The sequence below is a fragment of the Facilibium subflavum genome (genome assembly GCF_003574485.1).
Classification (GTDB): domain Bacteria; phylum Pseudomonadota; class Gammaproteobacteria; order Francisellales; family Francisellaceae; genus Facilibium; species Facilibium subflavum.
Window position 1 is genome coordinate 1 of the sequence record NZ_QLIT01000212.1, and the last position, 18,435, is coordinate 18,435.

The window sequence follows — 18,435 nt, forward strand, 5'->3', positions numbered from 1 at the left end:
TTATGTCGAACTCACGTTAAGTAAGGCATTGATCAATGAATGTCTTGAAAGGGGGTAGTATAATTGCCTGGTTTTTTACTCTATGAATATCGCTTATGATTTCTTAAAAGCAATAATCTGGCGACGCTCTTTCTTTGTAGGCTTTGTTGGGTTTGGCAGATTCGCTTTATTAAGCTGTCGAAGCTTAGCTTCACTTTCTCGTTTTTGAATACTTTTTTCAGTCTCTGTATATAATTTTTGTGCCTGGGCGGCGGGTCCGCGCTTATCTGATAATGCCGCAACAATGATGGTTTTTTCATCTAAGCCTTGCTTAATCTGAAGCCTGGCGCCGATTTCCACTTTTTTGCTGACTTTGCTGCGTGCACCATTGTAATGGACTTTTCCACCTTCAATGGCTTGTTTGGCTAATTGACGGGTTTTAAAAAACCGTGCTGCCCAAAGCCATTTATCTAACCGAACATCACTTTCCATATATTCTTCCTAGCGCATGGTTACAAGCTCTTCGGCACTTGTGGGGTGGATTGCAATCGTGTTATCAAGATCTTTTTTAGTCGCACCCATGGAAATGGCAACGGCAAAGCCCTGTAAGATCTCATCGGCATCTAAGCCAATTAAATGACAACCAACAACTTTTTCATTTTCCCCTGCAACAATTAATTTCATGGTCGTTTGCATACGAAACCCGGATACCGCTGAATAAAGTGGGGTGAACTGGCTTTGATATATTTTAATATTATCTTGTCCATATTGTTTGATGGCCTCATCTTCAGTTAACCCAACGGTGCCTATAGCTGGGTGGCTAAAGACAACCGTTGGTACAAGATGTGTATCTAATTTTAAATCCTTTTCATTATTAAAAAGTCGTCTGGATAGGCGTCTGCCTGCAGCAATAGCAACTGGGGTCAGCTGTGGTGCGTCAGTGGCATCACCTAAGGCGAAGATATGATCTATTGATGTTTTTTGAAAACCATCAACGGCAATGGTGCCATTTTGATTGCATTTTATATTCGCGCACTCAAGGCCCAGGTTTTGTGTTAAAGGCGCACGGCCTGTGGCCCAGATAAGACAATCAACATTGCTGATCGTGTTGTTATTGTTGGTGTAAAGTGTGAGTTTACCATTGCCTTGTTTTTCAACTTTATTGATCTGTGTGTTGGTTTTCACATCAAGCCCGAGCTTTTCCATGCTTTGCAATAACATATCACTTAGCATGGTATCAAATTCTTTAAGTGGCTTATCACGACGGATCAGTAAATGCGTTTGTGTGCCTAACTCATGAAAAACACCGGCAATTTCAACCCCAATATAACCACCACCAATAACAACAGCCTTTTGTGGTTGTTGTGTAAGCTCAAAGAATTCATCTGATGTGATACCAAGCCTTGCCCCTGGAATATTATCTGGAATGACAGGGTAAGCACCAGGGCTTAGATAAATATAATCTCCAGTGATTTCCATTTCATCATCAATGACAATCGTGTGAGCATCTTTAAGTTTTCCCCAGCCATTAAAATGGGTGATTTTCTGGTTGGTAAAAAGCTTTTGGTAGGCTTTGTGAATATTATCAATATAGCCATCGCGCTTTTGTTTTAGGGTTTGCCAGTTAAAACCTTTATAATCAACATCAAACCCATAGCCTTTGCAGTCGTGTTTTAGTATATGGGCAATGTTCGCAGCATACCACATTGCCTTTTTAGGGACACATCCTCGATTAACGCAAGTTCCACCTAAATCCTGCTTTTCGATAATAGCAACTTTTTTACCAAGCCTTGCTGCCTGGACACCGGCGGCAATACCGCCACTGCCACCACCAATACAGATAACATCAAAATGTTGTTGTGACATAAATTTTCTTTGTCATAAAATAATATTGATCATAGTATAACAATTTCATATGGCTTGTTCGATGGTTTTGTGGGTTAAGTATTTTTATTCTTTTAAACAATTTGCACATCAAGATGTTTGCCAAGTATATTAATAGCTTGCTCGATTGCTTCCATCTTGGAACGGTAGCGTAAGTTAAAAAGCCTTTCAAGATTAGATGGCTTCATGCCCATTTTATTGGCAATATCAACCTTTTTAAGGTTAGATGCAAGCCATTCATTATAAAGATAAATTTTAGAAGCTAGTGTAGTCGGCAGTATAATAAATTCTTTATTTGCCTTTTTAGGTATCGGGATTGGCTTTTTGTTTCCAATATAGAAGTCAAACGCTGAGATAAGCGCATCGATAGCTTGTGCTTGCAGATCATCCAAACTATCGACAGTAGTAACAGCTTCAGGTACATCAGGGAAGGTTACTAAGTACTCTCCATTGTCGTCTTTTTGAATGTTGATATTGTATTTCATAAATCACCTCGCTTATTTTAAGCCTAAGTCTTTTTTAATTTTCTCGACTAATCCTGTACCAATTTCTTTAGCACCGTGGTCTGGAAAAATGGTTTGACGTCCATTCAAATATACTTTGAAATGACTGCCTTTTGCTTTTTTAAAGGTTGCTCCATGCTCTTTTAACCATTTTCTAAACTCACTGTACTTCATGTCAAAATTTTCTAACTTCCTATGCTTTTATGTTATCAAAAAAGATAATTAAATCAAGGATTCATTATCAAAAAAGATAATAAATATTGTCAAGTTAGATAACAAATGCTGCACAAACCACTATGCAAGTCGTTGTTATAATATTGAGTGTATAAGCTTTAAGAAATTTTAAATGTGCAGGAGAAGTAACATGCTCAAAATAACAGTTCACCCAGTTAAAGATGACTTTGGTCATATTAATTTTATAGCTTAAATCACAAGGCGTTTTATCTGTTTATTTTGATTAGCCAAGAGAGAGCTTTGTGATTATCTTTCTATTTATAAGCTCTGGGATAAAGTGGAATTTTAAATAGGTGGCGGAGAGAGAGGGATTCGAACCCCCGGACCTGTTACAGTCAACGGTTTTCAAGACCGCCGCTTTCGACCGCTCAGCCATCTCTCCAAGACAGGAAACAATTATAACGGCATTTTTGTAAATGAAAAGAGGGAAAATCAAAAATATCACTGAAAATCCAAAAATTTTGTGCTCTTAGGTAAAAAAAGGTAATTTTTTATGTCGAAATCCTTTACTCTATTGTCTAAGCCAGAATAAGAATGGGAATCTCTATGTTGGAAGCACTGTCGTCATCGCGTTTGAATTTTCTTCATGCCAGTTATGATGATAATGATTATGATACGATTATCGTTATTGCAGATAATACGATGCAGATTGAAAAGTTGCCTTATGGTAATATTATTATAAAGCGCATGCGGGAAAAGCAGATAATCGACAACAACAACCATCGAGGATTTGTCACGGTTTTACCGAATGAAAAAGGTACGACGGTTGTGATAAAAAAGAATGTCAACTCGAAGGATTTGTACAAATGGTTTTCTGATGTATCCAAATGTTTTAAAACGGCGGATATTACAGCGAATAAGCGTATTGCGCTTATGCTTAATCATGCCAGCGATCAAAGTGCTGATGCGATGGTTCGAACCGTGCTTGCCCATACGCAGAATATGCCAAATTATAAAAGAAAGCCTGATAAGTGTATCGCCGAGATTGATATTATTGGTGATTATGCAGAAAGTGACTTTTTAGAAGTGCTGGCAAAACATAAAGGCAATGCTTTGGCGCGCTATTTAACGACTTTGCCAACCAATTATTTAACGCCACTTAAATATATTCAATCAATTGAAAAAATGGCAAAGACAGAAGGCTGGCGATATCGGTTGTATGATAAAAAAATGCTAGAGGAAATGGGCGCTGGTGCATTTAGTGCGGTTGCTCGTGCCTCAGATGTTGCTGGTGTTATTAAATTGACCTATCAACCGCAAGAAGGGTTTGATAAAACAGTAAGCTTTGTTGGTAAAGGGGTTTGTTTTGATACCGGTGGCGTAAGCTTAAAACAGCCGCAATATATGGAAGGCATGAATGATGATATGATGGGTAGTGCCGTAGCATTAGGCACGTTTTTAGCCCTTAGCATGCAGCAGGTACCTTATCAGATGCATTGTTATCTGGCGGTTGTGCAGAACAATGTTGATAAAAATGCATTTTTGCCCAATGAAGTGGTTACGGCATTAAATGGTAAGACAATTGAGGTGATTGACACAGATGCCGAAGGGCGGATGATTCTTGCCGATACACTGGTATTAGCAAGCCAGGATAAGCCTCATCTTATCATTGATTATGCAACATTAACAGGGGCTGCAGTGCGTGCAATTGGTACACAGTATTCTGCGGTATTTAGTAATCATTATGATTGGCAGGATCAGCTGGTTCAATGTGGAATTGCCTCAGCAGAAAAAGTATGGCCGTTTCCAATGGATAATCTGTTTTTGCAAGACCTTGAGTCTGATTTGGCAGATTTAAAACAATGCCAGGTCACAGGTAATGCCGATCATATCTTAGCGGCAAAATTTCTTCAGCAATTTGTTGCCAAAGATATTCGCTGGTTACATATGGATTTGGCCTCTTGTAAAAATAAAGGGGGCCTTGGCGCAATTCCAACTGAAATCACAGGTGTTGGCGTGTGGTATTCATGTCAGCTGCTGGATCAGTATTTTTCTCTAGATGAGCATACGGATACCGTTTAATGGTATACAATTAAGCAACGCCTAATTCTCGCAGGCGCTCTTGCAAAAAAGCATCGGCTGTAGGATATTTCTCTGACAAAAAAACATCGGCTTTAGCATGCATAAAGCATGGTATTGACATGCGATCAAGGCCTTGAGCTTCACCTTTTGGCTTAACCACGCGGTGTTTTGTTGCAATATACTCATACGCTGTCATCTCTTGTAACATATCACCAATATTGATGATGATGGATTGTGGCTTGCAGGGGACTTCATACCACTTTTGCTCATGGTGTGAGAAGACTTCAAGCCCAGGTGAGGAAGCAACTGGCAGCAGTGTAATAAGGTTGATGTCTTCATGTGCAGCTGCTCGAATTGCGCCATCGGGTTCATCGCCTTTTATTGCCGGGTAGTTGAGAATGCGAAATAGTGTGCGTTCAAACGATAAAGCATCCACCAAAGGGCAGGCAAGTTTTTTAGCGGTTGCAGGATCCATATGATCATCGATCCATTGTAATAAGGTTTTTCCAAGCTCAAATAGCTGCTCAAAAAGTATTTTTGCTTTATCTGAGACTTCTTGTGGATAGCGTCCCCATGGAAAATACAAGTGGTAATAATGTTTAATGTCTCTGGTGTTTTCACCTTTAGCAATTTCAGAAACATCTAAAGGGAAATAGCCGTCTTGCGTGCTTTTATCGTAATGATATTTTTTGGCAGCATTTGAATTAAGAAAATCACGCCATTCTGTATAGATATCTTCAATGAGTTGCCAGTTAATGGGATGTGTCTCAAGTACGCCGAAACCTGTTTTTTTAAGGGAATCTGTAAATCGTTTTGCGGCATTATCTGCAAAAAAATCAACGCTTAATATGTTCATTATGATCGCCTTTAAGCATACAAAAATAATTTGGCATTAGCCTACGGCGATGTGTATAAAATGTCAATTAATGTTTCAAGTGACAATGGAAAACCTAACAATCAGCATGTGATTCTGGTACTATACCCATCGTAAATCATAGAGTTTTAAGCGCACGCTTTACTGAAAGTTAAAAGAGGGTGGTCATGTTTGATCAAAAAAGCAAGACAAAAGAGCAAAATGATAAAGCATTACAGCTCATCAATGTCAATAAAATTTATAAAGGCGGGTTTCATGCGGTTAAAGATATAAGCTTTGATGTATATCCGGGTGACTTTTTTGCTTTACTTGGGCCAAATGGTGCAGGTAAATCAACAACGCTTGGCATGATTTCTTCGCTGGTGAATAAAACAAGTGGTTATATTAAAATCTGTGGTTATGATATAGAGGCTGAATATCATCTGGCGCGCAAGCATTTGGGTGTGATGCCGCAGGAAATTAATCTTAATATTTTTGAAACCCCAATACAGATTCTACTGGCACAGGCTGGCTTTTTTGGTATTTCAAGATCAAAGGCAAAGCCATATGCGGAGAAACTGCTAAAAGACATGGCACTTTGGGACAAAAAGGATACTCAGGTGCGTTTTTTATCCGGCGGGATGAAAAGACGTTTGATGGTGGCAAGAGCGCTTGTCCATAAACCAGAAGTATTAATTTTAGATGAACCAACGGCAGGTGTTGATGTTGAATTAAGGCAATCACTGTGGGCTTTGATGCAGGAGTTGAACAAAAAAGGTTTGACGATTATCCTAACCACACACTATCTGGAAGAAGCTGAGAGCATGTGTAATCGCATTGCTTTGATTCATCACGGCAAGGTGCATATCAGTACGGATATGAAAAAACTATTAAGATCGGTGGAAAAAGAGACCTATATCTTTGATTTGAAGTCTTCATTGCAGGGCAGACATCCGCAATGCACATTCGGGAACTTGCATGTTGTTGATGATGTTACTATTGAGATTGAAGTAGATCGTTCGGTGACATTAAACCAGCTATTTGCATTATTAAGTGAGCAAAATATTGAAGTGATTAGTGTGAAAACAAAGACCAATAAACTTGAGCGTTTATTTATTGATGTTGCAAGATCAAAAGCATAAGAAGGCAAAGCCATGACAATAAAAGAATATTGGATTATTTATTATACTTTGTTACGAAAAGAAATTGTGCGTGTTTTGCGTATTTGGCCACAGACCTTATTACCATCAGCAATTACAATCACATTGTACTTTTTGATTTTTGGTAAAGTCATCGGTGCGCGTGTTGGTGATATGGATGGATTTGAGTATATGCATTTTATTACCCCAGGGCTCATTATCATGGCTGTTATTAACAATGCCTATGCAAATGTGGTTGGATCATTTTATGGTGCGCGTTTTAACCACTCTATTGAAGAGCTTTTAGTCTCTCCTGCAACAAACCATTTAATCATCTTAGGTTATATTTCAGGTGGTATTGGTCGAGGCGTTTTTGTTGGGGTCTTGGTGAGTATTGTGGCATTTTTTTTCGGTGGCTTTTCAATCCATACACACAGTTTTGGTTTGATTGTGTTGGCTTATATTTTGTGTGGTGCCTTGTTTTCACTTGGTGGTTTGTTAAACGGGATATTCTCACAAAAATTTGATGATACTACCATATTCCCAACCTTTGTATTAACGCCACTTATATACTTAGGCGGTGTGTTTTATAGCTTAAGTGCACTGCCGCCATTTTGGCAGCATGTTGCCCAATTTAATCCACTTTTTTACATTGTTGATTTTGTGCGTTTTGCCTTTTTGGGGTATTCTTCTGTAGATCCGGCAATTGCTTTTGTTACCATCGTGTTATTTATCGGGATTTTATATACTTTGGCATGGTATTTATTATCTAAAGGCATTCGTTTAAAGGCATAGATTACATATGAAAATTTCAGTTATTCAGCAAAACTACATTGTAGCAAATTTTGATTACAATTTTTCCAAAATTAAAAAGGCAATTATTGATCATCATCATAGCGATTTAATTATCTTTTCTGAGCTTTGTATTACTGGGTATTACCCATATGATATTTTGGCGTATCCAGCGGTTATTGCGCGTCAATTTGAGGTGATTGAGAAAATTAAAGTACTAACAGAGCAATATAATACAGCCGTTGTTATTGGCTGTGTAATGCCGGTTGATGGCTTGAAAAAATTCTATAATGCTGCACTGGTAATTGAAAAAGGCCAGATTGTTTTTGAGTACCATAAACAGCTTTTACCCAGTTATAGCATTTTTGATGAGACGCGACACTTTATTGCTGGAGAAAAAACCTCACCCTTTTTTACGTTTAAAGGGCAAAAGCTTGCTCTACTTATCTGTGAGGATATCTGGTTTGATAATAAGCAAGGCTATTTGGTTAATCCTGTTAGCGAACTTCAAGGCAAAGCGCTTGATTTGGTGATTTCTATTAATGCCTCACCTTCGATGCTGGGCAAATTTGCCCAGCGCCAACAGCTTGTAAGTCACATAGCTGATATTGCTAAAGCGCCTGTCGCCTATTGTTCACAAGTCGGTGGTTATGATGAAATTGTGTATGATGGTGCCAGTTTTGTTATGGATAAAAAAGGGCAAATCGTGGCATTGGCACCAAGCTTTAAAGAAGGAGAAATACATGCTGATCTGCAGAATCTGCCGCAACAAAGCTTCAATTCCCCTTTTATTGATAAACCTTATGCGCTGATCTTGCAGCAATTAATGCTTGGATTAAAAGATTATGTGCATAAGTGCGGTTTTTCTGGTGTCGTTGTGGGTTCATCCGGTGGTATTGATAGTGCACTGACCCTGGCAATTGCAACACTTGCTTTAGGAAAGGAAAATGTCAAGGCAATTACCATGCCATCCGTCTATTCATCCAAAGGAAGCGTTGACGATTCAGTTGATTTATGCCAAAGATTAGGGGTTGAATTGTTTCAGCGTGCAATTAAAGATGAATTTTTGATGACCTGTCAAAATTTTGAAAAAGCCTTTGGCCACCCGCCTAAGAAATTAACGAAAGAGAATATGCAGGCAAGGATTCGTGGTCGAATCGTGATGGAGTATTCTAATGATAGTGGTTTATTAATGTTAACAACCGGCAATAAAAGTGAGCTTGCCGTAGGCTATGCAACGCTTTATGGTGATATGTGTGGTGCTTTGAACTGTATTGGTGATTTGTATAAGAATGATGTATATGCTTTATCAAATTATATCAATGAAGCTTATGGGGAATTAATCCCACGTTCTATTATTGAAAAAGCGCCTTCGGCTGAGCTTGCAGAAGATCAAAAAGATTCTGATACACTACCGGATTATTATTATCTGGATGCGATGTTAAAACTCTATCTAGAGCATGATGTATTGCTTGAAGATGAGAAGAAACAACTGCAAGAAATTGTCGATACCGTTGATTTAACAGAAAGAAAACGTATTTACCGCATGGTTGAGCTTTCAGAGTTTAAGCGAAAACAGGCGCCACAAATTTTGATTGTGCAGCGCCGACCCTTTGGGATTGGAAGACGGATGCCAGTAACAAGTGGATTTCAAAAGACCTAAGAAAAAGTAAAACTTTGTGTGTTTAACCACTATGCCGGTATTTTTGAAACCAGCTACATGTATTGATCTGCCTGCGTTAAAAGCCATTCTCTTACTGTGTTTTTTGCCTGTTTGTAAATTAGATGGTTGCCTTCCACAAGATAGTAGGCATAAGGTGTTGTAACTGGTTTTTGATATATGGATAATGTTTTTGACTGCACCAGTTGGTGCACAAAAGGCAGGTGTGTCACAAAAACCCCTAAACCATTAATTGCTGCTTGTATTGCTTGCGCAGTACTGGTTACACTGAGCGTTTTCTCTGGCATGGGATGCTGGCTTTTTTGGCAATAGTCCTGCCAATCATGTTGACGCAATGCTTGATTTACGATGATAGCAGCTGCTTTGTGAATATTTGACTTATTAAAGTGCTTATTGCTATAAACAAGAACAAGACTATCCTGCCAAAGCTTTTGCGCCTTGTCTTTAGGTTTTTGTTCTGAAAGAATGATATTAAAGTCGACCTGCTCGTCAGCGGCTTTATCGGCATCAATCGAGGTCATTAAGTTAATACTGATATCTGGATGATTAATATAGAAATCTGACATGCATGGAATTAACCATTGCAATGCTAAGGTTGCCATCATCTTAATCTGAATAGTGTTTTGGTCGGCAGGTTTTATGTGCGTTGTTGCATTTTCAATTTGCAAGAGTGCTTGATGGACTTCCTGGTAGTAGATTTGACCTTGATTCGTTAAAACAACGTTTTTAGTATTGCGTGTAAAAAGCTGACAACCAAGAAACTGCTCTAAAATCTTTATTTGCTGGCTGATGGCTCCAGGGGTGACATTGAGCTTTTTGGCAGCATTGGCAAAGTGCTTTGTTTGGGCGACTGCATTAAAAGCGACTAAGGCTTTTAGTGGTGGTAAATGATACATGGTTTAGCAAAACTAAATAAGCATTGAGTAATTGTGATTGTAAATTGATTTGCTAATACTGTAAAGTAGTGCGATATAACTTAAATGAGGATTAAAATCATAAAAAATACACTAGTCTTAATCGCAGATTTTATTAATGAAATTGTCGATGAAAAAGGGGCGTTTGGCGCACATAACGCGCCAAGAATTATTGCTGATAAGACAATGGAGAAAGCCAATGAGCTTATCGCATGGGCAAGAAAGAATAATCATATGATTGCGCATGTGAAAGTGGGTTTTGATGATAATTATGCGCAATGCCCTAAGAACTCGCCTATGTTTGGTAAGGCGCCTGAATATGGTGTGTTAAAATTATCAAGCTGGGGGTGTGAGTTTCATAAAGATATGGATGTGCGCCCTGAAGATTATATTGTAACTAAACATCGAGTTAGCGCTTTGTATGCAACAAACCTTGAACCATTATTGCGCGCCAATAACATTGAACACGTCATTATCAGTGGCGTGTCAACGACGTATGTTGTTGAAGCTACTGCAAGAGAGCTTCATGATCGCGATTATCAGGTTACGATTGTGTCAGATGCCTGTAATGCCGCGACAAAAGAATCGCATGAGGCAAGTTTAAGTGCGCTATCCAGAATGTGTGCAATTCAAACAGTTGATGCATTGGTAAGTGCAAATTAAATTTAAAAACCATTTGCTAATGAATGTGAAATATTGATAAAATCTCGCTGTAATTAAGCACACTGTTGATTGAATTTATCATGTTTTATCGCGGTTGTGACGGTTTAACTTAATTACGAGGTTTTATCTATGCTACGTATTATCGAAGATGCCATTACTTTTGATGATGTGCTTCTTGTTCCAGGCTATTCTAATGTCTTACCGCATCAGGTTAGTCTTGAGACAAATTTAACAAAGAAAATCAAGCTTAAAATGCCTTTAGTATCAGCTGCAATGGATACAGTGACTGAGTCACGTTTAGCGATTGCAATGGCGCAAGAAGGTGGTGTGGGTATTATTCACAAAAGCATGTCAATCGGAGCACAAGCCGCAGAGGTTAGAAAAGTTAAAAAATTTGAAAATGGGATGGTAATTGACCCGATTACTGCTTCCCCTGAAACAACAATTGCTGAGCTTTTAAGGTTGACAAAACAGTATCACTTTTCAGGTGTTCCTGTTGTTGAGGGAAAAAATCTTGTTGGCCTTGTAACATCAAGAGATATCCGTTTTGCAAAAGATTTATCACAGCCTATTGCCAATGTCATGACGCCAAAATCACGCCTGGTAACTGTGAAAGAGGGTGCCAGCGAAGAAGAAATTCAAACGCTTTTACATAAACACCGAATTGAAAAAATTCTGGTGGTAAATGATCGCTATGAATTGGTTGGTTTAATTACGGTTAAGGATATCCAAAAGGCAATTGATAAGCCTAATGCCTGTAAGGATAAACTTGGTCGCTTAGTCGTTGGCGCTGCTGTTGGTACCGCAGGTGATACCGAGAAACGTGTTAAAGCACTTGTTGAGGCTGGTGTTGATGTGATTGTTGTTGATACAGCGCATGGGCACTCACAAGGTGTATTAGATAGAGTCAAATGGGTAAAACAAAATTTCCCGGAAGTGGAAGTTATTGGTGGAAATATTGCAACGGCTGACGCGGCAAAGGCGTTGATTGAAGCCGGTGCCGATGCGGTTAAAGTTGGCATTGGTCCTGGGTCTATTTGTACAACACGCATTGTTGCCGGTGTCGGTGTACCACAGTTAAGTGCGATCAGTAATGTATCTCAAGCGCTATCGGGTACAGGTATTCCTGTTATTGCTGATGGCGGGATTCGCTATTCTGGTGATATTTGTAAAGCTATTGCATCTGGTGCTTCAGTTGTCATGGTTGGTGGGTTATTTGCAGGAACTGAAGAGTCTCCAGGTGAGGTTGAGTTGTTCCAAGGACGCTCTTATAAATCTTACCGTGGCATGGGGTCATTAGGTGCAATGGCCAAGGGGTCCTCAGATCGATATTTCCAGGATAAGGTTGACGATAAAAAGCTTGTGCCAGAAGGTATTGAAGGACGTGTTCCTTATAAAGGGGCACTATCTGCGGTAATTCATCAGTTAATAGGTGGGTTACGTGCTGGTATGGGATATACAGGCTGTGCTGATATACAGCAAATGCGCACTAAGTCGCAGTTTGTTAAGATTTCAGGTGCTGGATTTAATGAAAGTCATGTCCATAATGTCATGATTACGAAAGAGCCACCAAATTATCAGCTTAAGTAGGTCTGATCATGATTGGTGTTTTGGCTGGAATGGGGCCAATGTCAACTGCACCTTTTGTTGATCAATTAATGAGGGCTTGGCAGCAACATTATGATGTAAAGTATGATATTGAATTTCCGCATGTTTTAATCTACTCATTGCCTACGCCTTTCTACATGGATCAAAGTGTTGACCATGAGGCTTTAGAGGGTTCTATTAAGAAAGGGCTTTTAAAGTTAGAAAGCTATGGTGTTGATTTAATTGCAATGCCTTGTAACACGGCGCATTTTTATTTCAAAAGTCTGCAAAGCTCAATCTCTATTAAGCTTTTAAATATGATTGATTCCACTGTTTTCTCTATTCCGAAAACATTAAGCAAGGTGACACTGTTAGCAACAAGAATAACTTTTGCATCACAATTGTATCAACAGGCATTAGCAACACAAGGCTATTGGTTTGTATTTGATTTGTCCTGGCAGACATGGATTGATCAAATAATTATTGCAGTAAAAAATTCAAATGAAACACAGGCAGCATACATTGCTTCTCAATTAATCAAGGCGATAAAAGCTAAGGGTGTTGAATGTGTTATTATTGGTTGCACTGATTTAAGTCAAATAATCAAGCGCGTTAGTGAAGATCAGTTTATAGTTGACTCATCAGCGTGTTTGGTTCGCTCAATTATTGAAACTTATGATTTTGACGCTATTAGCTAACTGAAATTTGGTAATAATACAAACATCTCACCTAAATGGTTCATATGTCCGGCATAAAATTCAGCAAGTTTTCCATTTCCCCAGAAAACATCACCGCGAATGGCGCCATTAATCGCACCACCGGTGTCTTGTGCAATAAATAATCGGTTAAGTTTTTGATTTTTATCAGTGGGGGTGTCGTAAGTCGTTGATAGCCATACAGGCGTTCCATACTGATGAAAATCACTGTCAACAGCAATAGAATAGCCAGGTGTTAAAGGCACACCTTGTGCGCCGATGGGGTTTTTGTGTTTTAGGACTTTAAAAAAAACAAAGGAAGGGTCATAGTTTAAAACAGTATCTGCTTCTTTTGGATGGTCTTTCAGCCATTTTTTAATGCTTTGCATGCTGATTTTTTCTCTTGGCATAAGTTTATGCTCAAGTAAGTAGCGGCCAATAGGACGGTAAGGCTGACCATTTTGTGCGGCATATCCAACAAGAAGGCTTGAGCCATTTTCTAACAAAATGCGCCCTGATCCTTGGATCTGTAAGAAAGTGCGTTCAATTCTTGAAGGTACCCAGGCAATGACGTCTTTTTGGGTGAAAAAATTATTATCTGCGATTTCTTGGCGTGTATAATAAGGCTTAAATTGCCCATTAACGATGTGACCATATCTTCTTTTTCCATTAATTACTTTGCTAATAAGGTCAGCAGGTTTTTTATAGATTGGAATAGGATAGTCCTTATTTCTATGTAAGCTTCCTTTAATTAAGGGTTCATAATAGCCAGTAAAAACGCCTTTTGTTTGATCGTTATAACTAATGAGATAAGGTGTGAAATAGGTTTGTAATATTTTTCGTGCTTGATGGTTTGTCTGTACGGGTGCGCTTAAAAGATTCTGGCAAGTATTGATCCAGTTGGGGCTGTAGTTTTTACTGTTAATAATACTTTGACATGAGGTTTTTAAGGCTTTATAGGCATAAAGTTGCTGGCCATTATTCCATTGGGGTAAAGCTTGATATGTGATTGGTTTGTAGCTTACGTTTGCAACAGCAAAGGTATAAAGTGATGTGCTTAGCAATACTGCTGTGGCAATAGATGGGATGATTTTTTTGGCCATTATTTGCGCGATTCTAGTTATTTAACGTTCAGTTTTTACTATTATAGTGGGTTTATTTATTTCGTTAATAACTTTTTCCAACTATTTTATGGATATTTTCTTGAAAAGCGAAAAAATGCCCTTAGTTGATAGGACAGTTTTTAAAAATAAAGCAGGTGTGAGATGTCAAAACCAAAAAAAGAAGAGTTAGAAACGCTAGAGACAGAAAATACTGTTGATCAAGCAGGTGACGTGACAAAGCTTAAAGCAGAGGTTGATGTGTTAAAAGCAAAGCTTTCCAATGCGGAAGAAAAAGTGCATGAGGCAAAAGAGGAAAGCCTGCGAGCGTTGGCTGAAATGGAAAATACTCGTCGCCGTGCACAAAAGGATGTTGGTAATGCGCACAAATACGCATTAGAAAAATTTGCAGATGCGTTATTGCCTGTATTGGATAGTATGGAAAAAGCTGTTGAAACAGCAAATACTTCTGAGGATATTAAGGCGATGGCTGAAGGAGTATCGCTAACACAAAAGATGTTGTTAGATACAATGGATAAATTTGGCATTGTACAAATCAATCCTGTTGGTGAGAGCTTTGATCCTAATAAACACGAAGCCATGGCAATGCAGCCCAACCCGGAGATGAAAGATAATCAAGTGATGAGTGTTTTTCAAAAAGGTTATGCGTTAAATAACAGGGTTGTTCGTCCAGCACGGGTGTTAGTCGTAAAAAATAATTAAATTATAACTTGAAATTTTATATATGTGACAGCATATAACCAGACATCGAATTTATAAGGAGAAACAAATGGGTAAAATAATTGGTATAGATTTAGGTACAACAAATTCTTGTGTTGCTGTGATGGATGGCAAAAATGCACGTGTGATTGAAAATGCAGAAGGCGCACGTACAACACCATCAATTGTTGCTTACACAGACGGGGGTGAGATTCTTGTTGGTCAACCAGCAAAGCGCCAGGCAGTGACGAATGCGAGCAATACTTTATATGCAGTTAAACGTTTAATTGGTCGTAAGTTTGATGAAAAAGTTGTTCAAAGTGACATTGTTAAAAAAGTCCCTTACAAGGTGATTAAAGCTGATAATGGTGATGCATGGGTTGAAGTGCTTAAAGATAAAAAAATGGCACCACCTCAGGTATCAGCTGAGGTTTTACGTAAAATGAAGAAAACAGCTGAAGATTACTTGGGTGAAAAAGTTACTGAAGCCGTGATTACTGTGCCGGCGTATTTTAACGATGCACAACGTCAAGCAACAAAAGATGCCGGTAAGATTGCAGGTTTGGAAGTAAAACGTATTATCAACGAGCCAACAGCTGCCGCACTTGCTTATGGTATGGATAAGAAGAAAGCAGATCAAGTTATTGCCGTCTACGATTTGGGTGGTGGTACGTTTGATATTTCTTTGATCGAGATTTCAAATGTTGATGGCGACAGCCAGATTGAAGTATTAGCAACCAATGGTGATACATTCTTAGGTGGTGAGGACTTTGATGTTGCCTTAATGAACTACTTGATTGATGAGTTTCAAAAAGAAAGTGGCATTGATCTACATAATGATACATTGGCGCTGCAGCGTTTACGTGAGGCGGCAGAAAAAGCAAAAATTGAGCTTTCTTCAGCGCAGCAGACTGATGTTAACCTGCCTTATATCACTGCGGATGCGACAGGTCCTAAGCATTTAAATATTAAAGTAACCCGTGCGAAATTTGAATCTTTAGTTGAAGATTTGATTAAAAGAACTATCAAGCCTTGTAAACAAGCAATTGAAGATGCAGGCCTAAAGGTTTCTGATGTGACAGATGTCATCCTGGTTGGTGGGCAGACACGTATGCCTAAAGTTCAAGAAGAAGTGAAAGCCTACTTTGGGAAAGAGCCACGTCGTGATGTTAACCCGGATGAAGCTGTTGCTATGGGTGCTGCAATTCAAGGTGGTGTATTAGCAGGTGATGTTAAAGATGTATTGTTGCTGGATGTCACACCTTTGTCACTTGGTATTGAAACGATGGGTGGCGTGATGACAAAGCTTATTGAGCGCAACACGACTATTCCAACAAAAAAATCGCAAACGTTCTCAACAGCTGAAGATAATCAGCCTGCTGTTACAATTCATGTGTTGCAAGGTGAGCGTGAAATGGCTTCTGCGAATAAATCACTTGGGCGTTTTGATCTTTCTGATATTCCACCAGCGCCTCGTGGTACGCCGCAAATTGAGGTGACTTTTGATATTGATGCAAATGGTATTTTAAATGTATCAGCAAAAGACAAAGCAACCGGCAAAGAGCAGAACATTGTCATTAAAGCATCAAGTGGTTTATCTGAAGGTGATATTAATAAAATGGTTGAAGATGCTGAGGCTAATGCTGAAACAGATAAGAAGTTTCATGAGTTGGTTGCAGCGCGAAATACTGCAGATAACTTACTTCATAGCGCGCGCAAGTCCTTGACTGACCTTAAAGATCAGATCTCTGATGATGAAAAAGAAAAAGTCGAGTCAGCCTGCAAAGCGCTGGAGGATGTGATCAAAGGTGATGACAAGGAATCAATTGAAGCCAAAACAAAATCACTGGAAGAGGCGTTCTCACCGATTGCACAAAAAGCCTACGAAAAAGCGCAGGCTTCAGCTGGGCAAGACCAAGAAGATGGCGCTAAGGCGCAGGATCAGGCAAAGCAATCTTCTGACAAGAAAGATGATGTTGTGGATGCTGAGTTTGAAGAAGTTAAAGACGACGATAAAAAATAATTAATAGTCTAAAACTTGAAAAATGCGGGTATGCCCCGCATTTTTTATATACATGCGCTGCTTTTTATTTAAAGATGCAGTTATTAAAGTTGATAGATAAATAACGAGAAAATACGGTAGTTACAATGCCTAGAGATTATTATGAAATATTAGGTGTTTCAAAGAGTGCCACAGCTCAGGAGCTAAAGCGAGCTTATCGCAAGCTGGCAATGAAATACCATCCGGATAGAAACCCAAATGATAAAGATGCTGAATCCAAATTTAAAGAGGCTTCAGAGGCTTATGAAATATTAAGTGATCCTCAAAAACGAACAGCCTACGACCAGTTTGGGCATGCAGGGGTAAACCAGCAAGGTGGCGCTGGTGGTTTTGGTGGCGCTGGCGGTTTTGGTGATATCTTTGGTGATATCTTTGGCGATATCTTTGGTGGCGGGCAAGCCGGGCGAAGTGGTGGCAGAGCAAGGGCAAGACGTGGTGCGGATCTGCAATATAATCTGGATATTACATTAGAAGAAGCGGTTCATGGTGTAACGAAAAAAATTAAAGTGCCTACCTATGTCAGTTGTGATTATTGTCACGGTCATGGTGGAAGTGGTAAACAGACTTGTGCTACCTGTCATGGTGCAGGGGCTGTGAGAATGTCCCAGGGTTTCTTCTCTGTTGAGCAGACCTGTCCTACATGTCACGGCCGAGGCTCAACGATCAAAGATCCTTGTAAGCATTGCCATGGCCAGGGGCGAAAAGAAGAGGTTAAGTCTTTGTCTGTAAAAATACCTGCCGGTGTTGATACGGGTGATCGTATTCGATTATCTGGTGAGGGTGAGGCAGGAGAACAAGGTGCTCAGCCCGGAGACTTGTATGTTCAGGTGCAGGTAAGACAGCATCCTATTTTTGAGCGCAATGGGTCGGATTTATATTGTGAGGTGCCTATTAGCTTTATTACAGCCTGCTTAGGTGGTGAGCTTGATGTGCCAACAATTGATGGTAAGGTTAAGTTGAAAATCCCGCCTGAAACGCAAACTGGCAAAATGTTTCGCTTGAGAGGTAAAGGTGTCAAAGCATTAAGAGGTAGCAGTATGGGGGATTTGATGTGTAAGGTAACGGTAGAAACACCAGTTAACTTAAACAGTAAGCAGAAGGAGTTGTTACACCAGTTTGCTGATTCGTTAGGGCAGCACCATACACATTCACCAAAATCAAAATCATGGTTTGATAACGTTAAAGAATTTTTCAGTGGCAATTAGCCATAATGTACTTTTGAGTTAAGATTGCTTTTACTTGTTTCTTATATTTATTCTGTGCCTTTTCTTGGTTAACGTTTTGCTGGTTGCAAAATAACCTGATTAAAAGTTTTTTCAAAAACTTTGAAAAAAGCGCTTGCAAGGTGTCTTATACCCCAAACACTTTCTTGGTCTGCTGTTTAACCTGTCAACTGCTAAAGTTACTGCTTCAAGTGAAACATTGTTTAGCTGCATCCCTTTGGGAAAGTATTGTCTTAGCAAGCCATTCGCATTTTCATTCTGCCCTCGCTCCCATGAGTGATAAGGCTTTGCAAAGTAAGTAGAACAATCGAGTTCTTTCGCAATTTCCTCATGTGTTGCAAACTCTTTACCATTATCAAACGTGATTGTATGGACAATGTGCTT

General features: G+C 39.3%; 18 protein-coding genes and 1 tRNA gene. 10 read left to right on the forward strand and 9 right to left on the reverse strand.

What is annotated here, in order from left to right; all coding sequences use genetic code 11:
• Window positions 1-93 precede the first annotated feature (93 nt).
• The 5 genes from hslR to DNK84_RS11550 all read right to left on the reverse strand — a co-directional run bounded on the left by hslR (window position 94) and on the right by DNK84_RS11550 (window position 2,982).
• The gene (hslR, locus tag DNK84_RS11530; protein ID WP_119344649.1) at window positions 94-471 is read right to left on the reverse strand and encodes a ribosome-associated heat shock protein Hsp15; all 378 of its coding nucleotides are present in this window, start codon (window positions 469-471) and stop codon (window positions 94-96) included.
• Window positions 472-480: 9 nt separating this feature from the next.
• Window positions 481-1,845, reverse strand: a complete 1,365-nt coding sequence (gene gorA, locus DNK84_RS11535; protein ID WP_119344650.1) for a glutathione-disulfide reductase — start codon at window positions 1,843-1,845, stop codon at window positions 481-483.
• A gap of 92 nt (window positions 1,846-1,937) precedes the next feature.
• Window positions 1,938-2,348 (reverse strand): type II toxin-antitoxin system HicB family antitoxin, encoded by a 411-nt coding sequence (locus tag DNK84_RS11540; RefSeq protein ID WP_119344651.1) that lies wholly within the window; start codon window positions 2,346-2,348, stop codon window positions 1,938-1,940.
• Between the two features lie 12 nt (window positions 2,349-2,360).
• Window positions 2,361-2,540, reverse strand: coding sequence for a type II toxin-antitoxin system HicA family toxin (locus DNK84_RS11545; protein WP_119344652.1), 180 nt, complete (start codon window positions 2,538-2,540; stop codon window positions 2,361-2,363).
• A 354-nt stretch (window positions 2,541-2,894) separates the two neighbouring features.
• Window positions 2,895-2,982: transfer RNA gene (locus DNK84_RS11550), tRNA-Ser, on the reverse strand.
• A 164-nt stretch (window positions 2,983-3,146) separates the two neighbouring features.
• On the opposite strand from DNK84_RS11550, the gene DNK84_RS11555 reads away from it, so the two are divergent.
• Window positions 3,147-4,622: a M17 family metallopeptidase gene (locus DNK84_RS11555; protein ID WP_162902417.1), complete on the forward strand. Its 1,476-nt coding sequence runs from the start codon at window positions 3,147-3,149 to the stop codon at window positions 4,620-4,622.
• Between the two features lie 10 nt (window positions 4,623-4,632).
• On the opposite strand, the gene DNK84_RS11560 is transcribed toward DNK84_RS11555, so the two are convergent.
• Entirely contained in the window at window positions 4,633-5,478 is an 846-nt protein-coding gene (locus DNK84_RS11560; protein WP_119344654.1) for a 2OG-Fe(II) oxygenase family protein, read from the reverse strand.
• A gap of 185 nt (window positions 5,479-5,663) precedes the next feature.
• Here DNK84_RS11560 and DNK84_RS11565 point away from each other — a divergent pair, with 185 nt between their 5' ends.
• From DNK84_RS11565 to DNK84_RS11575, 3 genes are read left to right on the forward strand one after another with little or no spacing between them, the layout of a single operon-like run.
• On the forward strand, window positions 5,664-6,617 hold the full coding sequence (locus DNK84_RS11565; RefSeq protein ID WP_119344655.1) for an ABC transporter ATP-binding protein: 954 nt from the start codon (window positions 5,664-5,666) through the stop codon (window positions 6,615-6,617).
• A gap of 12 nt (window positions 6,618-6,629) precedes the next feature.
• Entirely contained in the window at window positions 6,630-7,409 is a 780-nt protein-coding gene (locus DNK84_RS11570; RefSeq protein ID WP_119344656.1) for an ABC transporter permease, read from the forward strand.
• A 7-nt stretch (window positions 7,410-7,416) separates the two neighbouring features.
• Window positions 7,417-9,069 carry an NAD+ synthase gene (locus DNK84_RS11575; RefSeq protein WP_119344657.1) on the forward strand — a complete coding sequence of 551 codons (1,653 nt, stop codon included), beginning with the start codon at window positions 7,417-7,419 and terminating at the stop codon, window positions 9,067-9,069.
• Between the two features lie 53 nt (window positions 9,070-9,122).
• Here DNK84_RS11575 and DNK84_RS11580 read toward each other — a convergent pair whose 3' ends face one another.
• Entirely contained in the window at window positions 9,123-9,983 is an 861-nt protein-coding gene (locus DNK84_RS11580; RefSeq protein ID WP_119344658.1) for a LysR family transcriptional regulator, read from the reverse strand.
• 99 nt (window positions 9,984-10,082) lie between these two features.
• Between DNK84_RS11580 and DNK84_RS11585 the strand changes: the two genes are divergently transcribed.
• The 3 genes from DNK84_RS11585 (at window position 10,083) to DNK84_RS11595 (ending at window position 12,949) form a co-directional block, all read left to right on the forward strand.
• Window positions 10,083-10,664 carry a cysteine hydrolase family protein gene (locus DNK84_RS11585; RefSeq protein ID WP_119344666.1) on the forward strand — a complete coding sequence of 194 codons (582 nt, stop codon included), beginning with the start codon at window positions 10,083-10,085 and terminating at the stop codon, window positions 10,662-10,664.
• Window positions 10,665-10,793: 129 nt separating this feature from the next.
• On the forward strand, window positions 10,794-12,254 hold the full coding sequence (gene guaB, locus DNK84_RS11590; protein ID WP_119344659.1) for an IMP dehydrogenase: 1,461 nt from the start codon (window positions 10,794-10,796) through the stop codon (window positions 12,252-12,254).
• 8 nt (window positions 12,255-12,262) lie between these two features.
• Window positions 12,263-12,949 (forward strand): aspartate/glutamate racemase family protein, encoded by a 687-nt coding sequence (locus tag DNK84_RS11595; RefSeq protein ID WP_119344660.1) that lies wholly within the window; start codon window positions 12,263-12,265, stop codon window positions 12,947-12,949.
• Here DNK84_RS11595 and mltA read toward each other — a convergent pair.
• Window positions 12,946-14,049: a murein transglycosylase A gene (gene mltA, locus DNK84_RS11600; RefSeq protein ID WP_119344661.1), complete on the reverse strand. Its 1,104-nt coding sequence runs from the start codon at window positions 14,047-14,049 to the stop codon at window positions 12,946-12,948. The genes DNK84_RS11595 and mltA overlap by 4 nt on opposite strands.
• Before the next feature lie 162 nt (window positions 14,050-14,211).
• Here mltA and grpE point away from each other — a divergent pair, with 162 nt between their 5' ends.
• From grpE to dnaJ, 3 genes are all read left to right on the forward strand, one after another.
• Window positions 14,212-14,769, forward strand: a complete 558-nt coding sequence (gene grpE / locus DNK84_RS11605) for a nucleotide exchange factor GrpE (RefSeq protein ID WP_119344662.1) — start codon at window positions 14,212-14,214, stop codon at window positions 14,767-14,769.
• A gap of 67 nt (window positions 14,770-14,836) precedes the next feature.
• Window positions 14,837-16,789 (forward strand): molecular chaperone DnaK, encoded by a 1,953-nt coding sequence (dnaK, locus tag DNK84_RS11610; RefSeq protein WP_119344663.1) that lies wholly within the window; start codon window positions 14,837-14,839, stop codon window positions 16,787-16,789.
• A 125-nt stretch (window positions 16,790-16,914) separates the two neighbouring features.
• The gene (gene dnaJ, locus DNK84_RS11615) at window positions 16,915-18,033 is read left to right on the forward strand and encodes a molecular chaperone DnaJ (protein WP_119344664.1); all 1,119 of its coding nucleotides are present in this window, start codon (window positions 16,915-16,917) and stop codon (window positions 18,031-18,033) included.
• A gap of 111 nt (window positions 18,034-18,144) precedes the next feature.
• Here the strand turns inward: dnaJ and DNK84_RS11620 are convergent.
• Window positions 18,145-18,435: IS30 family transposase (locus DNK84_RS11620; RefSeq protein ID WP_119344665.1), on the reverse strand; the 291-nt coding region annotated here is incomplete at its 5' end.